This is a genomic window from Cellvibrio sp. PSBB006 (assembly GCF_002162135.1).
Taxonomy (GTDB): Bacteria; Pseudomonadota; Gammaproteobacteria; order Pseudomonadales; family Cellvibrionaceae; genus Cellvibrio.
In genome coordinates, this window is record NZ_CP021382.1 from 3,022,262 (window position 1) to 3,043,159 (window position 20,898).

Sequence of the window (20,898 nt, forward strand, 5' to 3'; positions counted from 1 at the left end):
GCGGATCGTTACCGCGCAGGTTATTCCTTCAACCCTAAATGCTCTACCAGACTTGCCAGCCCCTGAAGTGGCACGGCTAACCAATCCGGGCGGTCGTGACACTCCGCGATCACCTGATGGGCAGCGGTGTCGAGACGGTGGAAGCGCAGCGCGTTGTCCTCGCCATCCCGCTCAACCCATTCGTGGGGCACATCGGCGGCCGCCACGCGATAGGCATCAAGGAAGCCGCGCCGCGCATGTTGCAGGTAGCTGGTTACCATGGAGCGGCGCGCGGTTTCTGCTTCCGGGGAATCATCCACACCGCCGGGGTTGCGCAGGATCATGGCGGCGGCATAGTCAAAGGAACACAGCATGCCCGCTACATCTTTCAGGGGGCTTTGGCGGCGGCGTCGCTCGGCCAGACTGAGATGGGTATTGCCTTCAAAGTCGATAAAGTAGGCATCGTCCTGTACCACCAATACCTGGCCCAGATGCAGGTCACCGTGAACCCGCTGCATGACACCGCCCAGCGAACCCAGGGCCAGTTGATCCAGTCGCGCCAGTATCTGTTCGCGCCGGGTCAGCAGGTTCTCGGCCAGCAGCGCCTCGTTGCCGGATAGCTCATGGCGGTGTTCGTCCAGCATACGCAACGCGATTTCCATTTGCTGACGGGCCTCGTCCTGGCATACCACCACATCGGCTTCGCTGGTGATCACCAGATCGAAGTCGGGGTTATCTGAGGGTTGCGCCAGTGTCTGGTGTAATTCACCGAGGCGGCGGCCAAGAATGCGCGCAAAGGCGTCCAGCTCTGCCAGCGCCGTCGCTTCATTTTCAATACTGGAGTCGCCCGCCGCCAATTGGTCGCGCACCGCGCGCTCCAGGGTATTCTGCGTCCACTGCCAGGCGTCGCCCTGATTGCTCAGATAACCCTGCAACACCATCAGGGTGTATGTCTCGCCGCGCGGATCAACCCGCCGCACCTCGCCGAGGAAGGGGGCTGTGTGGGTAAAGCCGCGCTCGGTGAGGAAGCGTCCCATCTCCACCTCCGGGTGAATGCCCGGCACTATGCGGCGGAAGAGTTTCAGCAGCATGGTTTCGTCGATGGCGATCGAACTGTTGGCATGTTCTGCGGTGCTAAAACTGATGTCTTCCTCGGTGCTTTCCACCGATTCCTTGAACTGCTGTAGTTCCGGCGCCGGAATAAACTGCACTTCACTGCCTTCGAGCGCCAGTACCTGATGGCGGCGCATGTCCTGCACCACCTCCCGTGCAAAGCCGGTGAGGGTCGCGGCATCGGTCAACAACCCCACCTGCCGGCCCTGCCGCAAGCGCGCCATAGCCAGTTGTTGGGGAATCGCGCTGCCCTCACGCTTCTCCGCGACATAACCAAGCGGTAACTGGTAGTGCTCGCTGCCACTGTCGTAGCGGATCTCCACTTCAGCCAGCGCATATTTCTTGCCCGGTTCGCCGAAGGGTATGAGGTAACTCAGATGCAGATCGCCGTCTTCCGGCTGGCGTCCGCGATGGAAGAACCAGTGGCGGCGGGAGATGTAATCCGGCAAGGACTCATGTTCCAGCACGGTGATATTGGGTGTCTGTAACAGCTCCGACAGGTCTTTCTTGATGATCAGCGGCGGCAGGTCGGGCATGGGTTCTACCGGCGGTACATACCAGTTGGGCATCTGCGCTTCGTCCGCCAGCAGAAACCAATAGAAACCATAGGGCGGTAAGGTCAGCAGGTAACTGAGCTGGCCGATGGGTGGAAACGAAGAGCCGCCGATCATCTCCACCGGTACCTTGCCGGCATAAGCTGCCAGATCCAGCTCCACCGCCTGGGCCGAGCGCGACAGGTTGGCCACACACAGGATCAGCTCATGATCGCCGTCCGGACCCGTGTACTCACGCAGATAGGCAAAGATGCGTCGGTTGGTGGGCGCTAACATCTTCAGCGTACCGCGACCAAAGGCTTTCTGTTGCTTGCGCACCACCAGCATGCGCCGGGTCCAGTTGAGTAGCGAATGCGGGTCAACGGCCTGACTTTCCACGTTGACCGTCTGGAAACCGTAGAGCGGGTCCATGATCGGCGGCGAAGCGAGACTGGCCGGGTCGGCGCGAGAAAAACCGCCGTTGCGGTCGATAGACCATTGCATGGGCGTGCGCACGCCGTGGCGGTCGCCGAGGAACAGGTTGTCGCCCATGCCGATTTCATCGCCGTAATACAACGTCGGCGTGCCGGGCATGGACAGCAGCAAACTGTGCAAGAGCTCGATGCGGCGGCGGTCCCGCTCCACCAACGGCGCCAGACGGCGGCGAATGCCCAGGTTCAACCGGGCGCGGCGATTGGAGGCGTAGTACTCCCAGAGATAGTCCCGCTCGTCGTCGGTCACCATCTCCAGGGTTAGCTCATCGTGGTTGCGCAGGAAGATAGCCCATTGGCAGTTGTCCGGGATCTCCGGCATCTGCCGCAGGATATCGGTCATGGGAAAGCGGTCTTCCTGGGCGATGGCCATGTACATGCGCGGCATCAGCGGGAAGTGGAAGGCCATATGGCATTCATCGCCATTGCCGAAGTATTGCTGGATATCTTCGGGCCAGAGATTGGCCTCGGCCAACAGCATACGATCCGGGTAATTCTGGTTCAGCTCGGCGCGGATCTGCTTGAGGACATCGTGGGTCTCTGGCAGGTTTTCATTGAGCGTGCCTTCGCGCTCCACCAGGTAAGGAATCGCGTCCAGCCGCAGGCCATCCACACCCAGATCAAACCAGAAACTCATGATACTCAGGACTTCCTTCAGCACCGCCGGATTGTCGAAATTAAGATCGGGTTGGTGGGAGTAGAAGCGGTGCCAGAAGTACTGGCCGGCAATCGGGTCCCAGGTCCAGTTGGAATTTTCGGTATCGGAGAAGATGATGCGCGTACCTTGATACTTCTGATTGGTGTCGGACCAGACGTAGAAGTCGCGCCATTTGGAGCCCTTCTTGGCCCGGCGGGAGCGCTGGAACCAGGGATGCTGATCCGAGGTGTGGTTGATGACCAATTCGGTGATCACCCGCAAACCTCGTTTGTGGGCTTCTTTCAGAAAGCGGCGTGCGTCGGCCATGGTGCCGTATTCGGGGTGGACGCTGCGGTATTCAGCAATGTCATAACCGTCGTCGCGGCGCGGCGATACATAGAACGGCAGTAACCAGATGGTGTTGACGCCCAGCTCGGCGATGTAGTCCAGTTTCTCAATCAGGCCGGGGAAATCCCCGGAGCCATCATTGTTGGCATCGAAATAGGATTTGATGTGAACCTGATAAATCACCGCGTCCTTGTACCACAGCGGGTCTTTGAGAAATGTCGCGGTTTTTGCCTTGCTAGCCATCTGCAAACCTCGTGTCATGTTCATAAACCAGAACAGGAGGTACGCAAAGGCATTGCGTTGCCAGATAAAGCGCTATGCGTTGATGAACCCTCACCATCTGGCGCCCTCCTTCTGCTGTTGTCTGTCGACTGATAAACCGCCGTTGGGTTCACCAATCCATTATTCGGGCGGCGAAACCCCCAGGCGTTTCCACATCGCCCTGGTAATCCGCTGCTGGTTAGCATAGTCCGCCCACGGGTCAGATTTCAGTGCGGCTAATCGCCGACGCAGGTTGCCGATATGCCACTGCGCGGCACTGTGCAGGTGCGTCAATTCATCGCGCGCGATGGGCACCGATACTGGCAGGCCCGGCCGCGCACGCACCGAGTAGGCCGCGACGGTACTGGCGCCGCGCTGATTGCGCAGGTAATCCACAAAGATCTTGCCGACCCGGTTTTTCGGGCCCATACGCGCTACAAAACGATCAGGCAACTGGCGTGCCATAAACTGGGCAATCGCCTTCGCAAACTCCTTGATGGTGATCCAGTCATCGCGCCGCGCCAGGGGAATAATCAGGTGAATCCCCTTGCCGCCGCTGGTCTTCAGGAAAGTTTCCAGCCCGAGTTCATCGAGCACGGCGAGCGTCAGGCGCGTGGCATCAAGCATGCTTTTCCACGGCAAGGCCGGGTCCGGGTCCAGATCCAGGATGATACGGTCGGGCTTTTCAATACGGTCACTGGTGGAACCCCAGGTGTGGAATTCGATGGTGCCCATCTGCACCGCGCCCACCAGCGCTGCCGTACTGTCGATCTCCATCAGCCGCGCGTGGCCGGGGTCGAGGGCCGCATCGAGCTGCTTTACCGCCGGGATCGCTAGGTGCTCGGAATGCTTCTGGAAGAACTGCTCGCCGTCCAGACCCGTCGGTAACCGCAGCAGCGACACCGGACGATTATCCAGATGCGGCAGAATCCATTCGCTGATGTCGTCATAAAAGTGCGCAAGGTCGAGCTTGCGAGTCTGACTTTCGCTATCAAGCTCGCGTTCCGGGTGGGTAATCTTGACCCCGGCCAGCGTGGAGCTGTCCTTTTTGTTCGATTTTGTGGGTTTATCCTGGTCGTTGTGCGGTCCGGCTTTTGCCTTAGTAGTCTGGTGCTTCTTTGTTGCCGCATTGCTACGGGCACCGGCCACATCACCGGGGGTGCGCGGTTGCTCGCGAATAATCTCCCTCGCCGGTTTGTCGCTGCGCAAGGCGATGAACGACGCCTGGCGCAAACGGTTATCGCCGGTCCATTCGGCAAATTCCACTTCACACACCAGGGTAGGCTCCAGCCAATGGACATCGCGTGCTTCACTACTGGAGATGCTGTGGCTCAAGGGAGAATCAGTGCGCTCCAGCGGGTGCAATTGACGGTGGATATCCTTCAGGCTGGTGGCATTGAAGCCGGTGCCTACCCGACCGGCGTAGATCAATTCCGGGTCGTTCACCGCCTTGTGTACCCCCAGTAAGAGCGCGCCAAAATGGCTGCGGCTGCCTTGAGGCGGGGTGTAGCCCACGATCACAAACTCCTGCCGCAGGCGGCATTTCAGCTTGATCCAATCCGCGCTACGCCGGGACACGTAAGGGCTGCCCAAGCGCTTGCCAATAATGCCCTCCAGCGACATGGCGCAGGCAGTTTCCAGAATGCTGGCGTGGCCGTCCTCAAATGCAGTGGAGAAACGCACCAAGCCTTTGTTGTTACCCGGGAGGACACCTTCCAGCGCCGCGCGCCGTTCCTCCACCGGTAAACGGCGCATGTCGCTGCCATTGAGGAAGGGCGCATCAAACACGTAGTAGACAATATTGTGACTGCGGCCAATCTCGAAGGCCCGCTGCAATGCCTGGAAATCCGGCAGCCCTTCATCATTGAGCACCACCACTTCCCCATCGAGCCAGGAATTATCCAGCCCCAGTTCCTTGATCGCCTGCACCTGTTTGGGCATTCGGCGGGTCCAGTCATTGTCATTGCGGGTGAACAGGCGCACCTCCCCATCGAGAATACGCGCCAGGATGCGATAACCATCAAACTTGACCTCGTAAAGCCACTTCCCGGTCAGCGGTTCGCTAACCAGAGTCGCCAGCTCAGGCGCCAGATGTTCCGGCAGAGACTGGCCCGCCTTGATGGGTCGAACATTGTGTGAGGACGTATGTTTACTGGCCGACCGGCTCGCGCTTTTGTTGGCGCTGGCGGAGGATTTTCCGGCAGGTTTCCCAGGGATATTGGCGGAACTGAGCACACTGTCCGGCTCTTCCTTGACGATGTTGTAATCCTCCCCACGTCGCGCCGCCTGGTCGCGTTCCTTGATCAACAACCACTGCTCCTTGTCACCGCTGGCGCGCATGGTGGTGCGTACTAGATTCCAGTCGCCACTGAGCTTTTCACCAATTAACGTAAACTTCAGTTTGCCCGCCGCATAGGCGGCGGTGGGATCTTCGTCGAGCGAACGCCAGACGCCCTGATCCCACACGATGACGTCGCCCGCGCCGTATTGTCCCGCTGGAATACTGCCCTCAAAACTGGCGTAAGCCATGGGATGGTCTTCCACATGCACAGCGAGGCGTTTGTCCTTCGGATCGAGACTTGGGCCTTTCGGCACCGCCCAACTTTTAAGCGTGCCATCCAGCTCAAGACGAAAGTCGTAATGCAGTCGACGCGCCGCGTGTTTTTGCACCACAAAACGCAATGCATTGGTGCGCTTTTGACGCGACGGTTTTTTTTCTCGCGCGGCATGATCTTCGCGCGGCTCAGAAGTCATATCGAAATTGCGTTTGCGATTGTACTCGCTGTCGTTCTTGGTGGATTTCGCCATTGTGTGCTGTCCTTTTGTTGAAAACGGTTTTTACAGGACGTGGTTCACTTTTAGTGTCGGATTACGCTGTGCTAATCCGACCTACGCTTTGCCACAGGTCAGTGGCTGGCGGTTTTTTTGCGTGTGGTGGTCGAGGTTTTTTTGGTGGTTTTTGCCGGTGTTTTTCGCGTTTTGGTAGCAGTGGATTTTTTGGCTCGGCTGGTGGTTTTTTTCTTGCCTGTTTCGCTGCGCGCATGCGGCTTGCCACCCAGGCTGCGTTTGAGCAATTCGGTCAAATCCACAATATCTGCCGAACGCCGCTCTTCCTGATCATCGGCACGTTCCACGGATTCAATCTTGCCCGCCCGGGCTTTTTGTTCGACCAGCTGCATAATTTTATCGGTGAAGGTGTCCTGGTATTCTTCAGGATTCCACTTGGCCGACATGTCATCCACCAGCCGACGCGCCATATCCAATTCTTTTTTATTTAAATCCACATCCGAAATCGCATCGCCGATATCCAGATCTTCGACATCTCGCACATCATCGGGCCAGCGCAATAACACCATTACCAGTGCCGAGGCCAAAGGCATGACCGCCGCCAGGTGTTGACGGGTGCGTATCACCACATGAGCCAATGCCACCTTGCGTGTTTTACACAAGGTTTCGCGCAGCAAGGCATACACTTTTTCACCGCGTTTGAGGGGATTCAAATAGTAAGGCGTATCGATATTGGTCAGCGGAATGTCTGCGCTGTCGACAAAAGAAAAAATATCAATCGTCTGAGTGGCTTTCGGGTGGGCTGCGCGAATTTCTTCATCACTCAGCACGACATATTTGCCCTTTTCATATTGCACGCCTTTCACAATATGTTCCTTGGTCACCTCTTTACCCGTCACCTTGTTAATCCGTTTATAGCCAACCGGGTCCATGCTGCGCTCGTCAAGCCAATCAAAATCCACCCCTTCCGATGACGTGGCAGAAACCACACCCACCGGAATATGCACAAGGCCAAAACTGATGGCACCTTTCCAGATGGATCGCGGCATAGTGTCTGCTCCTGTTACACGTGAGTGGATAAAAACCGGAACCCGTTAAAGCGATACACCGTCGCTGTAAATCACTTTTCCTGCGCGGGTGATATTACTGATCTGTTCTAACATGGCGTCGGTTACCGCTTCCGCTTCGTCTTCGCAAACACAATCCGGCGCGATAACCCAAAGCACATTAACTGGCGAGCCTTGACGCTTGGATTGGTATTCAATCAAACCGACAAAACCGTCATCGGATTTCATGATGTCCGTCCAGGCTATGTAATGCGAAAAATCTTTAAACATGACTTTTTCCTTCACGGGGTTTGCATAAGAACTTGACCAGCGAAAGGAGTTTCGTTTGTGGCAAACAAATGACGGATTTTTGGTAAAACGATTCAGCTTGGTGCGACGGCTCACATAGTATGTGCGCATGAAAATTAAATTGTCGGATTAGGCTGCGCTAATCCGACCTTGTATCTCTCTGAAGAAGTTGATTAGCTACCAACTTCAACACCCGAGCCGGGTGAATGCGTATTCGACCTGAGGGAAACACCCTGTGCTGTAGATAGCATCCCCGGCTTGTTCTTCGATGAAAAATTGAATGGTATCCGAGCGCCTGATGTATCAGTGACGCTGCATAGACAAGGGTAATTTCAGAGATGACGAGTATCGTTGGTATTGATGTCAGTAAAGCTAAGATGGATGTGTTGTGGCTCAAAGACCGTGAGAGCGGCAAGGTTAAATCGAAAGTCTTCCCCAATGATCGGGCTGGCCATATGGCCCTGGTCGCCTGGCTTGATAAACATATTGCCCAACCACGGGAAGATATCCAGGTGGTGATGGAAGCCACCGGGGTTTATCACGAAGCGCTGGCCTATTGGCTATTTGAGCAAGGGTTGAAGGTGAGTGTGGTGAATCCGGCCTATGTGCGCGACTTTGCCCGGAGCCTGGGCAGTGTTCACAAGACGGACAAGAAAGACAGTGTCGTTCTGGCGTTATACGGTGTGCGAGCTTGTCCGGGTTTATGGCAGCCGGAACCGCAAAGTATTCGGGAATTAAAGGCCCTGCTGGCCCGGTTAGAGGCGCTGGAGACGGATTTGCAGCGGGAATTAAATCGTCAGGAAAAGGCGCAGATCAGCCAGGCCTCAACGATTGTTCTGGAATCATTGGGCAAGATGATTGTGGAATTACAACGGGAGCGGGATCGGGTGGATCAGGAGATAGACGACCACATTGACCGTCACCCGGATTTGAAAAATGACGTGGCGTTACTAAAAAGTATTCCCGGTGTAGGCCGGGTGGTATCGCGTCTGATGCTGTCGGTCATCCGCAGCCGGGACTTCAAGGCGGCGAGTGAATGCGCGGCGTTTGTCGGGGTTATTCCCGCTCTGCGTGAATCGGGCATCTTGCGTGGGCGCAGCTTTCTGAGCAAGAAAGGCTCGCCGAAGGTGCGGGCGAAATTGTATATGGCGGCCATTGTAGCGGGTCAATATAACCCCACGATCAAAGCGCAACAGGACCGCCTGATCCGCAACGGCAAAACAAGGATGCAGGCGCTGGGGGCGGCGATGCGTAAGTTGGTGCACCTGTGTTTCGGTGTGCTCAAGCATCAAACAGCATACTCACCACAAGCGGCCTGATGGGTTGCTTGTGGTGGTATCGGAGAGATGGTATCTACGGTCGATAATTTGTGGAACATGTTGGTGCGGTGAGAGTCTCGATAACAGGCACTTTTAACTTTTTTATGAGGAATATCGTTATGGGCGACAGCCATCTTTTTTTAGTGAGTTACATCCTGAACAACCAACCAAAGACAGCAGAAATTCCTACGGAAGCTGACCGCGTGTCGGTCGACCAGGCGCGGGTTTATCTGGAAGCACTACATGCGGTCAGTTCTTCGAATGACATCTCGGACATACAGGTCATGGGCATTCACCACCACCGCCCCCACCAAACGCCCGGACATTATCAACAACAAGAATAAAAACATTAACCCTAGACTTCCCTGTCTCCCATTTTCTTTTTACGCTGGAATGGATTTAACCCGCGGTTCCCGCGCCCACACACGATGATGGGCAATAGCCGCCGCAAACGCACCGAAGACATCCTTCGCCGATGCACCTGTCACCAGGCCGTCGTCCGCGTCCAGCACCAGGCGCGCTGTCAATTCGCACGCTGCTCCGCACAAGGCGATGGCTTTCAAATGTTTGTAGGCTTCCAACAAATAATGCACGGCAGTACCACTCGCCACTAAAGCTTTCGCTGCATCCTCCCCGCCGGGAATAAATATGGCATCGAACGCAATGGATGGCATGCCTTCCATGGATGCATCGGGTGTTAAGGTTGCACCTTCATGCGTTTTTATCAGTGCCGCTGATGGTCCGATCAGCTTGGTACTGGCGCCTTCGCGCTTGGCTTCTTTCATGACGTAGTCAACATCGCTGCCATCTACACCCTCGGCGATAAGAATCGCGATCTTGCGCGACATAATATTGCCAGGCAATAAATTCATTTGACTCAATGCCGGTGATACCTCCGGTGCCGTCACCCGCAAAGGCACCGTCGGCCCCTGCGGCGGTTGTACACCGATATTTTCCGCGACCCGCGTCGCCAGCCCCAGATCGATATTGGCAAGAATCTCATTCACTTGTCGCTCGCGAATGTGCATGCGCTCTACTTTGCTCAATTCAAAACTGTAGGCCGCAATAATGTGTTCCTGTTCGTGCAGGCTCATGCTGTTCCAGAAAAGCCGCGCCTGGGAAAAGAAATCGCCAAAGGATTCGCTGCGGTCGCGAACCTTATGGCCGGACATAGTTTCGCGGTAAGAATCAAAACCACCGCCGACCTCAGCTTCCGGCGTTTCTTTCGGCCAACCACCATCGATGGAATTCGGTTCATAACTGGCGCGACCTTTATTGATGGTTTGTCGATGAAATGAATCGCGTTGATTATTGTGGAAGGGGCACACCGGACGATTGATGGGAATTTCATTGAAATTCGGTCCGCCCAAACGCAGGAGCTGTGTGTCTGTGTAAGAAAATAACCGGCCTTGCATCAAGGGATCATTACTGAAGTCAATTCCCGGTACGATGTTACCGACATGGAATGCAGCCTGCTCGGTTTCGGCAAAATAATTATCCGGGTTGCGATTGAGCACCATGCGCCCGACGGGGCGTACCGGCACCAGTTCTTCAGGAATAAGCTTGGTGGGGTCCAGCAGATCAAAATCAAATTTACATTCGTCCTCTTCCGGCACGACCTGAATGCCCAATTCCCACTGCGGATAATCGCCTTTTTCAATATCGTCCCACAGCATACGTCGGTGGAAATCCGGGTCTTTCCCCGCAAGTTTTTGCGCTTCATCCCATACCAGCGAGTACACACCGGATATTGGTTTCCAATGGAATTTGACAAACACACTCTTACCCGCTGCATTAATCAATCGGAAGGTGTGCACACCAAATCCCTGCATCGCGCGGAAACTCACAGGAATGGCGCGATCAGACATGGTCCACAACACCATGTGCGCCGACTCCGGCGTTAATGACACAAAATCCCAAAAGGTATCGTGCGCCGACTGGCCGGTGGGAATTTCATTGTGGGGTTCGGGTTTCACCGCATGGACAAAGTCGGGAAATTTAATGGCGTCCTGAATAAAAAACACCGGCATGTTATTGCCCACCAGATCGAAGTTACCTTCTTCGGTATAAAACTTGGTGGCAAAGCCGCGTACATCGCGCACCGTGTCGGCAGAACCACGCGGGCCTTGCACGGTAGAAAATCGCACAAACACCGGGGTTTTCAATGACGGATCATTCAGGAAGTGCGCTTTGGTCACATCTTTTAATGGCTCATAAACTTCAAAATAACCGTGAGCGGCGGCGCCACGCGCATGCACAACCCGCTCGGGAATACGCTCATGGTCAAAATGCGTGATCTTTTCACGCATTAAAAAATCTTCCAGCAGCGAAGGACCACGCTCGCCGGCTTTCAAGGTGTTTTGATTGTTAGCGATCTTCACGCCCGTGCTGTTCGTCAGGGATTCGCCGGTAGCATCTTCACGATAGTTTTCCAACTGCTCCAATTTTTTATTGGTATTTTCACGATCCGTAGTATCGGTACCGGCTACTTCACTGCGCTTGTTTGTATCTGCCATCTTCCTCTCCCCCTGTTGATTGTTTGGTTGCTAATCGTTGCTGGATGCGGTGTTGTTATTATTCTCATAACTTATTTTTCAGATGACGACGGAAGCCCCTGCCTCCGTCGCATCAATCCTGAAATGTCATCAGGATTTACGGCCGCCGCCGTGACTGTTTGCACCACCTTTGCGTCCGGCTTCTGCGGCGCGCTCAGGATCATTCTTAAAATTACCGCCGCTAACCTGGCCACCTTTTCTACCCGCCTCTGCGGCACGCTCGGGATCACGGGCAAAGTTACCTTTACCACCTCGTTGCTGTGTCATAGTGATTTCCTCATAGTTGGTTAATACATTAATGACTTGAGAGCATAAGCTCCTCATCATGGAGGATGATCCGCTTGATAGGTTCGTTTTGTTTTTATAGTTTTTAACGATTAAAAAGAAAATTTAGAGCTGTTCGTTTGGCATCACACATTGATGTCGCCGGATGTTTCCTTTGGCGAATTGATTGATGGTTCCTGTCAAACAAATGCTCCCCTGAAGGTCAAAAATGACCTTAACCTTATCTACCGGCAGCGTTTAAACAGGAGACAGATCATGGCCAGAGGTAGCAAAGAAAAATATACCGAGCAACAAAAACGTAAAGCAGAGCATATTGAAGAAGGCTACAAGGAAAAGGGAGTCAATAGCGAAAAAGCCGAAGCCATTGCATGGGCTACGGTCAATAAACAGTCCGGCGGCGGTGAACGCGGCGGCTCAGGAAAAGAAACGTCCGCCACTGAAAAACAGCAGGCACGAAAAACCTCGGCAAAACGCGCGGCAGCCTCTCGTAGGGGTGTGCCCCGCTCCCAATCGCTCGACATGGAAACCAAGGAAAGCTTACTCAAAAAAGCCCGCGCAAAAAATATCCACGGCCGATCTACGATGAACAAAGAACAACTTATTGAAGCGCTGCGTTAAGTGCCCCTTGAGGATTCCTGTACCAGCAAGGTGTAGGACTGCCAACACGTTAATGACATGCATCTTCGTGCGCGCACGCACGAAGAAATTTTCCCCTATCTTTTAGACTTGGGTAACTGAGTTACATTGCTGGAAAACCAAGCGGCGAGCGCGAAACTTTTGCCCCCCGTTTTTTTCTAGATGTCTGGATGTAATGATGCTCACTTTTATGAAGGGTCCAGCCTATGAACGGAATGAATCTCCTGCGCAACAGCGTAGTGGCATTGGCATTTAGCGTGGCAGCGTCATTTGCGGTTGCAGATGAAGACACCGCTTTTTTTATTGATGAAGCCTTGATGAAAGGGTGGGTGGAAGTTGCCAACGCCAAATTGGCACTGGAAGAATCCAGTTCACAGGAAGTCAAGGCCTTTGCAAATCACATGATCAATGAACATGAAGATATCAATGCGGAGCTGATGGCTCTCGCCCGGGAGAAAAATGTCCAACTCACCCGTAGCGACGAGTTACAGGAACGCGTAAAGCCCTTGATGCTTAAAATCCGCGTCGGAGAATATTTTGATATCGCTTACGCAAACAATCAGGTCATTGCGCATCAGCAGACGTTACGAATGTTACAGCGTGCGGTTGATTCATCAGACGCTGATATTGTCACATTCGCCAGAAGAAATCTCCCGGTTATAGAACAGCACCTGCGCATGGCTGAGCAACTGGTAGCGGCTACCGCAGAAACCAAAACCGATATTTATCAGGATCGCGAAGGAAAAACTTACGACAATCATCAGCATCTGAAAGATCTGGATGAAGACACCAACCAGACTGACAATCCGTAATCACGTTTTTTGGGATAAGACATGAAAACAATCACGTTACTATTCAGTTATTTTTCGATCCTGTTGGTATCGCTGTGCTGCGTCATGGCCGTTGCTGATGAACAGTTTACCGCTGCTACCTTTGTCGACCAGGCTTCCGCTAAAGGCATCGCCGAAATTGAAGCGGGTCATTTGGCGTTACGTGAATCTTCGCAGCCTGACGTGAAGCGTTTTGCCCGCACAATGATCAGCGAACACGGCTCCATCAACCGTAACCTGATCCGCCTCGCGCAGCGCAAAGATATTCCCATTGCCGATGAAGCAGAGCTGCTCAACAAAGCCAAACTCACTATGCTGAAAGTGCGCGACGGCGAATCATTTGATATTGCCTATGCAAGAAATCAGATCACCACCCACGAGGAAGTAATCAGCCTGTTTCAAAAAGCGGTGTTTCTCGACGATGCCGATATCAGTAAGTTTGCCGAAAAAAATCTGCCCGTGTTGCAGGAACATCGGCGGATGGCTGAAACATTGTTAGCCACGATAAAACCGGCGGGCGTGGAATTACCACCGCGCAAAACCTTTGATGCCCCTGCCGATGAACCGGTGGAACCCGAGCAACCGGTGTTGCAACCGGCCCCGCGCGAGATGAATCCCGGCGATAACACGCAGCCACAACCACCTGCTGACACAATTCAATAATCTGGAGGATTAACTATGAAGAAAACGTTGCCGTTTACTCGTCTGTTTGCAGCGACTCGTATGTTTGCTATAGGTACCCTTGCCTGTCTGACATTGGCCGCTTGCTCGCCCGACAATGATCCCCAGCCCACTACAAACAATTCACCGACGATAAATCCTGAATCACAAACCCCTAACACGCCGAATACGCAGACTCCCGGGCACACTCCTAGCGGTGTGGAAGATAATATGGAGCAGTATGAAGAGAACAATATGAACGCGAGCCTTGGCTACGGATCGAGTTCATCGTCGTCCAGCATGGACAATAGTATGAGCAGCTCCAGCGCGACTATACCGGGTGAAAATCTGGATACTGACCGCGGTGTCGGGACCGTACCCCCAACCACCTACTCTGACTAAAACGCATCATCCCGCACCGCGCGGCAGGGAGGCCGCTGGTGCGACAATTTGCCACATTGGACCTCCCCCGCTTTTCCTCTACATTCGTCCCTTTCATATAAATCAACAAAATGGGGACGTTATGGGTCTGCGTAACACCAGCCTTGCCAGACAGATCCCACACTTTACTCTGGCAGTATTCGGTCAACTTGCAATTGTCACGTCATCCGCTGTCGCACACGAGGCGACGCAGATTAAAAATGTCGAAGAAGTTCGCGTGTGGGGCGAGCAGAAAGACAGTCGCCAAGCGGGTTATACCAACCCCACCAGCCTGCTGACCCAGGAAGATATGGTCAGCATCAACGTCGCCACGACGGAAGACCTGGTGAAGTACGAGCCCAGTATCGTCATCCGCAAACGCTACATCGGCGATTCCAACGGCACCTTAGGCCTGCGCGGCTCGAACATGTTTGCCACCTCCCGCTCCATGGTGTTTGCCGACGGCGTGCCGCTGCATTATTTACTGCAATCGCGCTGGAGCGGTGCGCCGCGCTGGACCATGGTCAGCGCCAGCGAAATTGCCCAGGTTGAAATTTTGTACGGCCCGTTTTCAGCGGAGTACAGCGGTAATTCCATGGGTGGTGTGGTGCTGATTGAAACCGCGATTCCGCAAGAGCGCGAAGTCCATGTGGATCTGGATTATTTTTCCCAGGATTTCGATGCCTATGGCTTTGATGACACGCTGAATGGTCACAAGGCATTTATTTCTTACGGCGATAAATTCGGCGATCTGAGTTTTTATGTGTCCTACAATCGGTTGGAAAATGACAGCCAGCCGCAGTCGTTTTATTTTGACAACGGTGAGCCCGAGGGTAATCTCGTGCCCGTCAACGGAGCCGTCGCTGGCCAGGATGTATTTGGCGAACCTGCATTGTATTTTGGTGATACAGGCGTAGAGCAAGCCACAACCGACAACTTCAAATTAAAATTGGGTTACGACTTCGGTAATTGGTCAACGTTATTGAATGTTGCTTACGAAGATCGCAACACCCTGCGCGATTCTGCAAATTCTTATCTGGTGGACGCCGACGGCGTAACTCGCTGGTCCGGCGATTTCGTGCAAGACGGCGTGGCCCTTGATATCAGAGAAAACCGCCTGGGTGCCAGCAACCTTGATCGCCAGAGTCTGTCGGTTGGCTTCCGTGTAAAAGGTGATCTCAGCGATAACCTGCGCTTCGAAGGCAATGCCAGCGACTTCCGCATTGTGAAAGATAACAGCCGCGCGTCCAGCCACAACCCCAATGACCCTTTATTTACCGGTCGCGGCCAAACCACCGACTACGATGACACTGGCTGGCAAACCCTGGAAGGCAAATTTATCCTGAGTGATGTTGGTGTGGACGGTCTGGAATTAATTACCGGCGCGCGTTACGAGGCCTACCAGTTAAATCTGGATGTCTATAACTCACTCGACTGGACGCGCGGCGACAACAATGGTTACAGCAGTCGCAGCGGCGGCGAAACTGAAATCAGCGCGGCGTTTATCCAGGCTAACTGGGCGATCAATGAAGCCTGGGATTTGGCCATCGGCGGGCGCTACGAAGACTGGAAAAGTTTCGACGGTTACTTCAGTGAGGATGTTGCTGATACAGCGGAATTTGAGTTAGCCGAAGTACCGGAAAGCTCCAGCTCAAAATTCTCACCCAAATTTTCATTGGGTTATACGCCGGCTCAGGATTGGTTGGTGCGCTACTCCGTTGCGCAAGCCTATCGCTTTCCGATTGTGGAAGAGCTGTTCATGCAGAGTGAGTCCTACTCCACCGTCATTGAAGCAAAACCGGATTTAAAGCCGGAAGATGGTTTCCATCAAAACCTGATGATTGAGCGGCAATTCGATACCGGTTATGTGCGCGTGAATGTGTTTACTGAAACGATTCGGGATGCGATTGAATCGCAATCCGTCCTGATACCAGGAGGACGTTCTGAAACAACCTTTACTGCTGTCGACGAAGTAAAGACCGACGGCGTGGAGTTTATCTTTAACCGATACGGCGTCCTTGTTCCTGAGCTGGATGTACGCTTCAACCTCGCTTATACAAAATCCATCATTGAAGACAACAGTACCGTCGAGGGTGAAAATCCTGAATCAACCATCGAAGGTAACGATTACCCGCGCATGCCCCGCTGGCGCAGCAACCTGATGCTGACCTATCACGCCAGCGACAGTTGGGACATTAGCGGAACACTGCAATACGCTGATAAAAGTTTTGGTCGCCTCGACAACACCGACGATGCCGAAGAAGTGATGGGTGCGCAAGATGGTTATACCCGTATTGGATTGAAAACCACCTACGACGTCAGTGATCAGGTTGAGTTGGGTTTTGGTATCGATAACCTCACCAACGAAAGTTCGTTTGTGGCACATCCCTGGCCGGGGCGGACCTTGTATTTCAATCTCTCTTACAGTCTTTGAAATTAAGCGTGCTTGTCGGATTACGCTGCGCTAATCCGACCTACAAAAATGCTGATGCCACGTAGGTCGGATTAGACACGCCAGTGTCGTAATCCGACATCACGTCTCACGTAACAGCACCAACCCGAACAATATGAAAAACGACCAGAATATTCATAAAGGTAACTGGCGATGAACAATCAAGCCACCGACTCCCTCGCAACCACTGATACAACTGCGAATAAAAAATCAATCAACCAGGCACTCTACCGCAGCATCTGGCGCTGGCACTTCTACGCTGGCATTTTCTGTATTCCCTTTGTGATCCTGCTGGCCATCACTGGTGCGATCTACTTATTCAAGCCCTATTACGAAAGCTGGCAAGAAGCGCAATACCACGGACTTACTGTGACACAGGATGCGCTCTCACCCAACCAACACATTGCCGCTGCATTGGCACAATTTCCCAGCGGAAAATTGCTCAGCTACCGCTTGCCGCAAGCTGTAGACGAAGCCGTCATGATTAATGTGCAAGCCGATCAGGTCTGGCATGTATTTGTAAATCCCTACACCGGCGAGGTCGTGGGTAAACAAGCCCGCAGCGATAAATTGATGAATATTGTCAAAACAATCCACGGCGAATTATTGGCCGGCAACGTCGGTTCAATATTGGTAGAACTGGCAGCGTGTTGGGCCATTGTTCTGATCGTTACCGGTTTGTATTTATGGTGGCCGCGCACCAGTCGCAGACTTGCCGGTGTACTGTATCCGCGCGTGCGTCAAGGCAATCGTGTTTTCTGGCGTGACCTGCACGCGGTAACCGGCATCTGGATTTCATCACTCGCGTTATTTTTATTAATCACCGGTTTACCCTGGGCACTGGTGTGGGGCTCAGCATTAAAAGAAGTGCGTGCCTTTGAACTGAAACCCGTACAACAGGACTGGACCCAAAGCCGCCAAGAGGAACACCAACATTGGCGCGCGCAGGCCAGTGATGTGTTTGATTTGACACCCGCCGTGCTGGCCAAAGCGCAAGCTCTGCAATTGGCACCCCCGGTGGAGTTAAGCGTGGCCAATGCGCATCACCACACCTGGAAAGCCTCATCGCAAACACCCAACCGACCGCTGCGCGCCGATGTCTGGATTCAGCACGACGGCAACATCGAAAAACAAAGCGGCTTCGCCGATAAAGCATTGCTCGACCGCGCCATCGGTGTCGGTATTGCTGCGCACGAAGGTTATTTATTCGGCTGGTTTAATTTATTGCTGGGTGTGCTGACCTGCACCGGTTTGATACTGATCAGTGTGAGTGGTTTTATCTTGTGGCGTAAACGTAAACCACAATCAACGTTGGGAGCACCATCGCCACAACCTATGCGCCTCAACATAGTTGTTATTGTGATAACGTTCGGGCTTGCTCTGCTTCTGCCTCTTATGGCAATTTCTTTAATCACCATTTTGTTGCTTGAGTTTGCGCTCTTGCGACGTATAAGTAGAGCGAGAAAGTGGTTAGGCTTATCGAATTAATGTATGTAGCTTTAATAAATTTCTCTTATAGGTATTTTCGATACTGCCGTCTATGGTGGAGACGGCAGATCAAGAAGCGAAGTTCATCAAAAAAGCAGAATTTTATAACGTCAAACCAAGTTTAATATAAGAGTGTAATGAAGGCAGTTACGCCCTACATAAGATTGGCATGCAAGAATTCCAGGCTTGGTGAAAGTAATCTCTCAGCCTCTTCCGACGATGTCACACTGTGTCCCATCTTTTCGAGCCTGATAAACTCCGCCTTTTTGTTTGCTTTATCCAAGCTGAATTTGAAGCGAGCGCTTTGCTCTATATCGACCACTTCATCTTGGTCACCATGTAAAAGTAGCAGAGGCCGTTGCAGCTTGTCGGCAAGAAAAGCGGGGGATATCAACTTGAGTGCATCGTACTCTGTTCGATAATCGCCGATATATTCTTTTGACCATTGATCCTGTTGCTCGGAGAGCTGAGCGGATTGAAGATGGAGATTTAGATCGTAAACACCTGCGACAGCCACCGCACATTGATAAACGTCAGGATGTTTAATCAATAACATGGATGAAGCATAGCCACCGTAGCTGATACCAAACAGGCAAACCCGGGACTGATCCACATCTGCTCTCTGTATAACAGTCCTCGTAGCCTCATATATATCCTTCAGTATCAAATCGCCCCACTCTTTTTTTCCTGCCTCCCGAAGTTGTTTACTGCGCCCGCCCGATCCACGAAAATTGACTCGTAATACAGCATAGCCGCGAGCGCTAAAAAGCTGTGTATAGTGATCGAAATAAGGGCTGTCGAAAATACCAATGGGTCCTCCGTGAGGCATAACGATGAGCGGAACTTTAGTGCTTGAAACAGGCAGGTTTAATAAATAAGGGATGTCAATGCCCTCAACATTCAAACTGCCTTCAACTTGTTTGGATTTAAGTTGATTAACAAGCCAAGGATACCGATCTCCCATTAATGTTCGCTGTTTAGGAGATTGGGTTTCCAGCCAGTATTGTCCGGGTTGATTATGCGACTCTTCATAAACGAGTTTTTTATTCGCATCGGCACTGGAACCGGCCGTCAAGACCAAGTTCTCTCCAATAGTAGTATCGGCAGTCACCGCTTGTTGCGCCAAAGGCTCAAATGATAAGCGTTCGTTTTTCAAGACCTGCACACCGATTAACTGGTGATCCGGTGAAAAAACAAGATCAACAATTTTAAAAGCTGACGTTTCGTATATCAGTGTTTGGCTTTTTGTTTTGAAATTCACACGATATAGAGACTTCGATTCATCTTCCAGCCTATCGAGACAATAGTACTCACTATCCGCAGGGCCGAGAGCAAGGGGAAGGTAGTTTTCAATAGATTTATCAGTACCATCCTTTGATTTATCTTTATCTAGTTCGAGAAGCCTCCATGAAAAGGCCTGTTCATGCTTTCCGTCAGGCCCAAACTCCGTCAGAGACAATACATAAGGCTCAGTGAAGTGCAAAACTGACTTGAAGCCACCGCCTTTTTTTGAAAACCATCGAGTTGCATAACCATCTACCTGAATAATCTGGTTCTCCGCAACAAACTGTCCACCATCTATTTTGTCTGACTTGCTAAGTGCCTTTTTATCGGGTGTTAACAAATCAACTTTTAACTTATAAATGCGCGACTGGATGCCGCTTTTGGCATATAAAAATTCACCGTCAACGGCAGGCAATGTATCAACCAACCAGCCTGGAGTTTTAACATTAAGCACTTGTTCTTTACTACCCACCGGGGCAAGAGAATCAACAATCAACAGTCGCCGGGAAGTTTTAGTATCCATTAAATCTGCTATACCTGCTTTCGGTTCGAAGAAATTGATAGCGAAATAGCGATTATCCAACCAAACAATTCCTCCAACCATTGATTTATCAGAGCCATATTCTGACGGTGTAAACAGCCTTTTCTCGTCGCCTTGGGGTATCGATGTGAGACTCAGGTATCTAATATGGTTTTCTTCTTTTAGCGAAAGTATCGCCTTTCCATCAGGTCGGATAACCATTGTGGTGATTAATGGCGGCCTGAATATTTGTTCAATTGAAACATCTGAATAGCTGGGCAGACTTATTACCAAACACATACCTAGTATTGCGCTGAAGAAACGCTTTTTAAAACATGAGTTAATCATGGCTCAAGCCTCCATTCAGTAATTGCTCAATAAAATCGTCACGTAAGTAACCACCATCCGTTAACGGATAATCTGCCAGAATATCCGCCAGGTCTTTTCGAATATGCGATAAGTCGGCCACTAATCGATTATGCTTTCTTATCGCCACATAATTTTCTGTACGCTCTCTTTCCACCTCAATCCTTCCAATGTAATTTAGCTGGCCTGGTTCAATTTTTATCCGCCATCGAGGATCTTTCTCCGTACTGTTTACATAGGGCAAATCGAAATACGGTACTTTAACGTTCATTATCTGGTACTCGCCTTTAGGCAAAGAACTAACCAGCCAGCGACCGTGGGTGGGAGCAAGCTTGATGACAAGCTGTCTGCTCTTAACACCTTGCAAAGTCATCACAGCCGATGGTGCATCGACCTGAACGTCCAGCAACAGTAGTCCGTTCCCTCTTTTTACCTTGAGAGTAAAATCGGATTCGTTTGCATTGGCAGTAAGGTGAAAAACGAGAAGACAACAGATAGTGATGACAAGAAAGTGCTTGAAGTGCTTAATTAACATATCCATAAATGCTCTTTATTGCTTCCCTCCCTCAACTTGGATAT

16 protein-coding genes are annotated in these 20,898 nt (G+C 52.1%); 8 read left to right on the forward strand and 8 right to left on the reverse strand.

Features of this window, described 5'->3' with window-relative positions:
• Nucleotides 1-20: 20 nt before the first annotated feature.
• From treS to CBR65_RS12615, 4 genes are all read right to left on the reverse strand, one after another.
• Complete coding sequence (gene treS, locus CBR65_RS12600; RefSeq protein WP_087467171.1) at nt 21-3,344, reverse strand: maltose alpha-D-glucosyltransferase; 3,324 nt, start codon at nt 3,342-3,344, stop codon at nt 21-23.
• A gap of 159 nt (nt 3,345-3,503) precedes the next feature.
• Nucleotides 3,504-6,170 (reverse strand): DNA ligase D, encoded by a 2,667-nt coding sequence (ligD, locus tag CBR65_RS12605; RefSeq protein WP_087467172.1) that lies wholly within the window; start codon nt 6,168-6,170, stop codon nt 3,504-3,506.
• A 98-nt stretch (nt 6,171-6,268) separates the two neighbouring features.
• Entirely contained in the window at nt 6,269-7,198 is a 930-nt protein-coding gene (locus CBR65_RS12610) for a Ku protein (RefSeq protein ID WP_087467173.1), read from the reverse strand.
• Nucleotides 7,199-7,243: 45 nt separating this feature from the next.
• On the reverse strand, nt 7,244-7,486 hold the full coding sequence (locus CBR65_RS12615) for a hypothetical protein (RefSeq protein WP_087467174.1): 243 nt from the start codon (nt 7,484-7,486) through the stop codon (nt 7,244-7,246).
• Nucleotides 7,487-7,842: 356 nt separating this feature from the next.
• Between CBR65_RS12615 and CBR65_RS12620 the strand changes: the two genes are divergently transcribed.
• The gene (locus CBR65_RS12620) at nt 7,843-8,823 is read left to right on the forward strand and encodes an IS110 family transposase (protein ID WP_087465561.1); all 981 of its coding nucleotides are present in this window, start codon (nt 7,843-7,845) and stop codon (nt 8,821-8,823) included.
• 119 nt (nt 8,824-8,942) lie between these two features.
• The gene (locus tag CBR65_RS12625) at nt 8,943-9,167 is read left to right on the forward strand and encodes a hypothetical protein (protein ID WP_087467175.1); all 225 of its coding nucleotides are present in this window, start codon (nt 8,943-8,945) and stop codon (nt 9,165-9,167) included.
• Nucleotides 9,168-9,206: 39 nt separating this feature from the next.
• Here CBR65_RS12625 and katE read toward each other — a convergent pair whose 3' ends face one another.
• Together katE and CBR65_RS12635 are read right to left on the reverse strand one after the other, a co-directional pair.
• Nucleotides 9,207-11,339, reverse strand: coding sequence for a catalase HPII (gene katE, locus CBR65_RS12630; RefSeq protein ID WP_087467176.1), 2,133 nt, complete (start codon nt 11,337-11,339; stop codon nt 9,207-9,209).
• Between the two features lie 129 nt (nt 11,340-11,468).
• Entirely contained in the window at nt 11,469-11,645 is a 177-nt protein-coding gene (locus CBR65_RS12635; protein ID WP_087467177.1) for a general stress protein, read from the reverse strand.
• Between the two features lie 153 nt (nt 11,646-11,798).
• Here CBR65_RS12635 and CBR65_RS12640 point away from each other — a divergent pair, with 153 nt between their 5' ends.
• From CBR65_RS12640 to CBR65_RS12665, 6 genes are all read left to right on the forward strand, one after another.
• Nucleotides 11,799-12,281: a termination factor Rho gene (locus CBR65_RS12640; RefSeq protein ID WP_232461192.1), complete on the forward strand. Its 483-nt coding sequence runs from the start codon at nt 11,799-11,801 to the stop codon at nt 12,279-12,281.
• 224 nt (nt 12,282-12,505) lie between these two features.
• A complete protein-coding gene (locus CBR65_RS12645) occupies nt 12,506-13,111 on the forward strand; it encodes a DUF4142 domain-containing protein (RefSeq protein ID WP_087467178.1) in 606 nt (201 codons plus the stop codon).
• 21 nt (nt 13,112-13,132) lie between these two features.
• Nucleotides 13,133-13,792 (forward strand): DUF4142 domain-containing protein, encoded by a 660-nt coding sequence (locus CBR65_RS12650; RefSeq protein ID WP_087467179.1) that lies wholly within the window; start codon nt 13,133-13,135, stop codon nt 13,790-13,792.
• A gap of 15 nt (nt 13,793-13,807) precedes the next feature.
• On the forward strand, nt 13,808-14,191 hold the full coding sequence (locus CBR65_RS12655) for a hypothetical protein (protein WP_087467180.1): 384 nt from the start codon (nt 13,808-13,810) through the stop codon (nt 14,189-14,191).
• Nucleotides 14,192-14,312: 121 nt separating this feature from the next.
• Nucleotides 14,313-16,643: a TonB-dependent receptor gene (locus CBR65_RS12660; protein ID WP_087467181.1), complete on the forward strand. Its 2,331-nt coding sequence runs from the start codon at nt 14,313-14,315 to the stop codon at nt 16,641-16,643.
• A 171-nt stretch (nt 16,644-16,814) separates the two neighbouring features.
• Nucleotides 16,815-18,149, forward strand: a complete 1,335-nt coding sequence (locus tag CBR65_RS12665) for a PepSY domain-containing protein (protein ID WP_087467182.1) — start codon at nt 16,815-16,817, stop codon at nt 18,147-18,149.
• 154 nt (nt 18,150-18,303) lie between these two features.
• Here the strand turns inward: CBR65_RS12665 and CBR65_RS12670 are convergent, their stop codons facing one another.
• The gene (locus tag CBR65_RS12670; protein ID WP_087467183.1) at nt 18,304-20,301 is read right to left on the reverse strand and encodes a S9 family peptidase; all 1,998 of its coding nucleotides are present in this window, start codon (nt 20,299-20,301) and stop codon (nt 18,304-18,306) included.
• Nucleotides 20,294-20,860 carry a hypothetical protein gene (locus tag CBR65_RS12675; RefSeq protein ID WP_087467184.1) on the reverse strand — a complete coding sequence of 189 codons (567 nt, stop codon included), beginning with the start codon at nt 20,858-20,860 and terminating at the stop codon, nt 20,294-20,296. The genes CBR65_RS12670 and CBR65_RS12675 overlap by 8 nt, the downstream gene beginning before the upstream one ends.
• Nucleotides 20,861-20,898 lie beyond the last annotated feature (38 nt).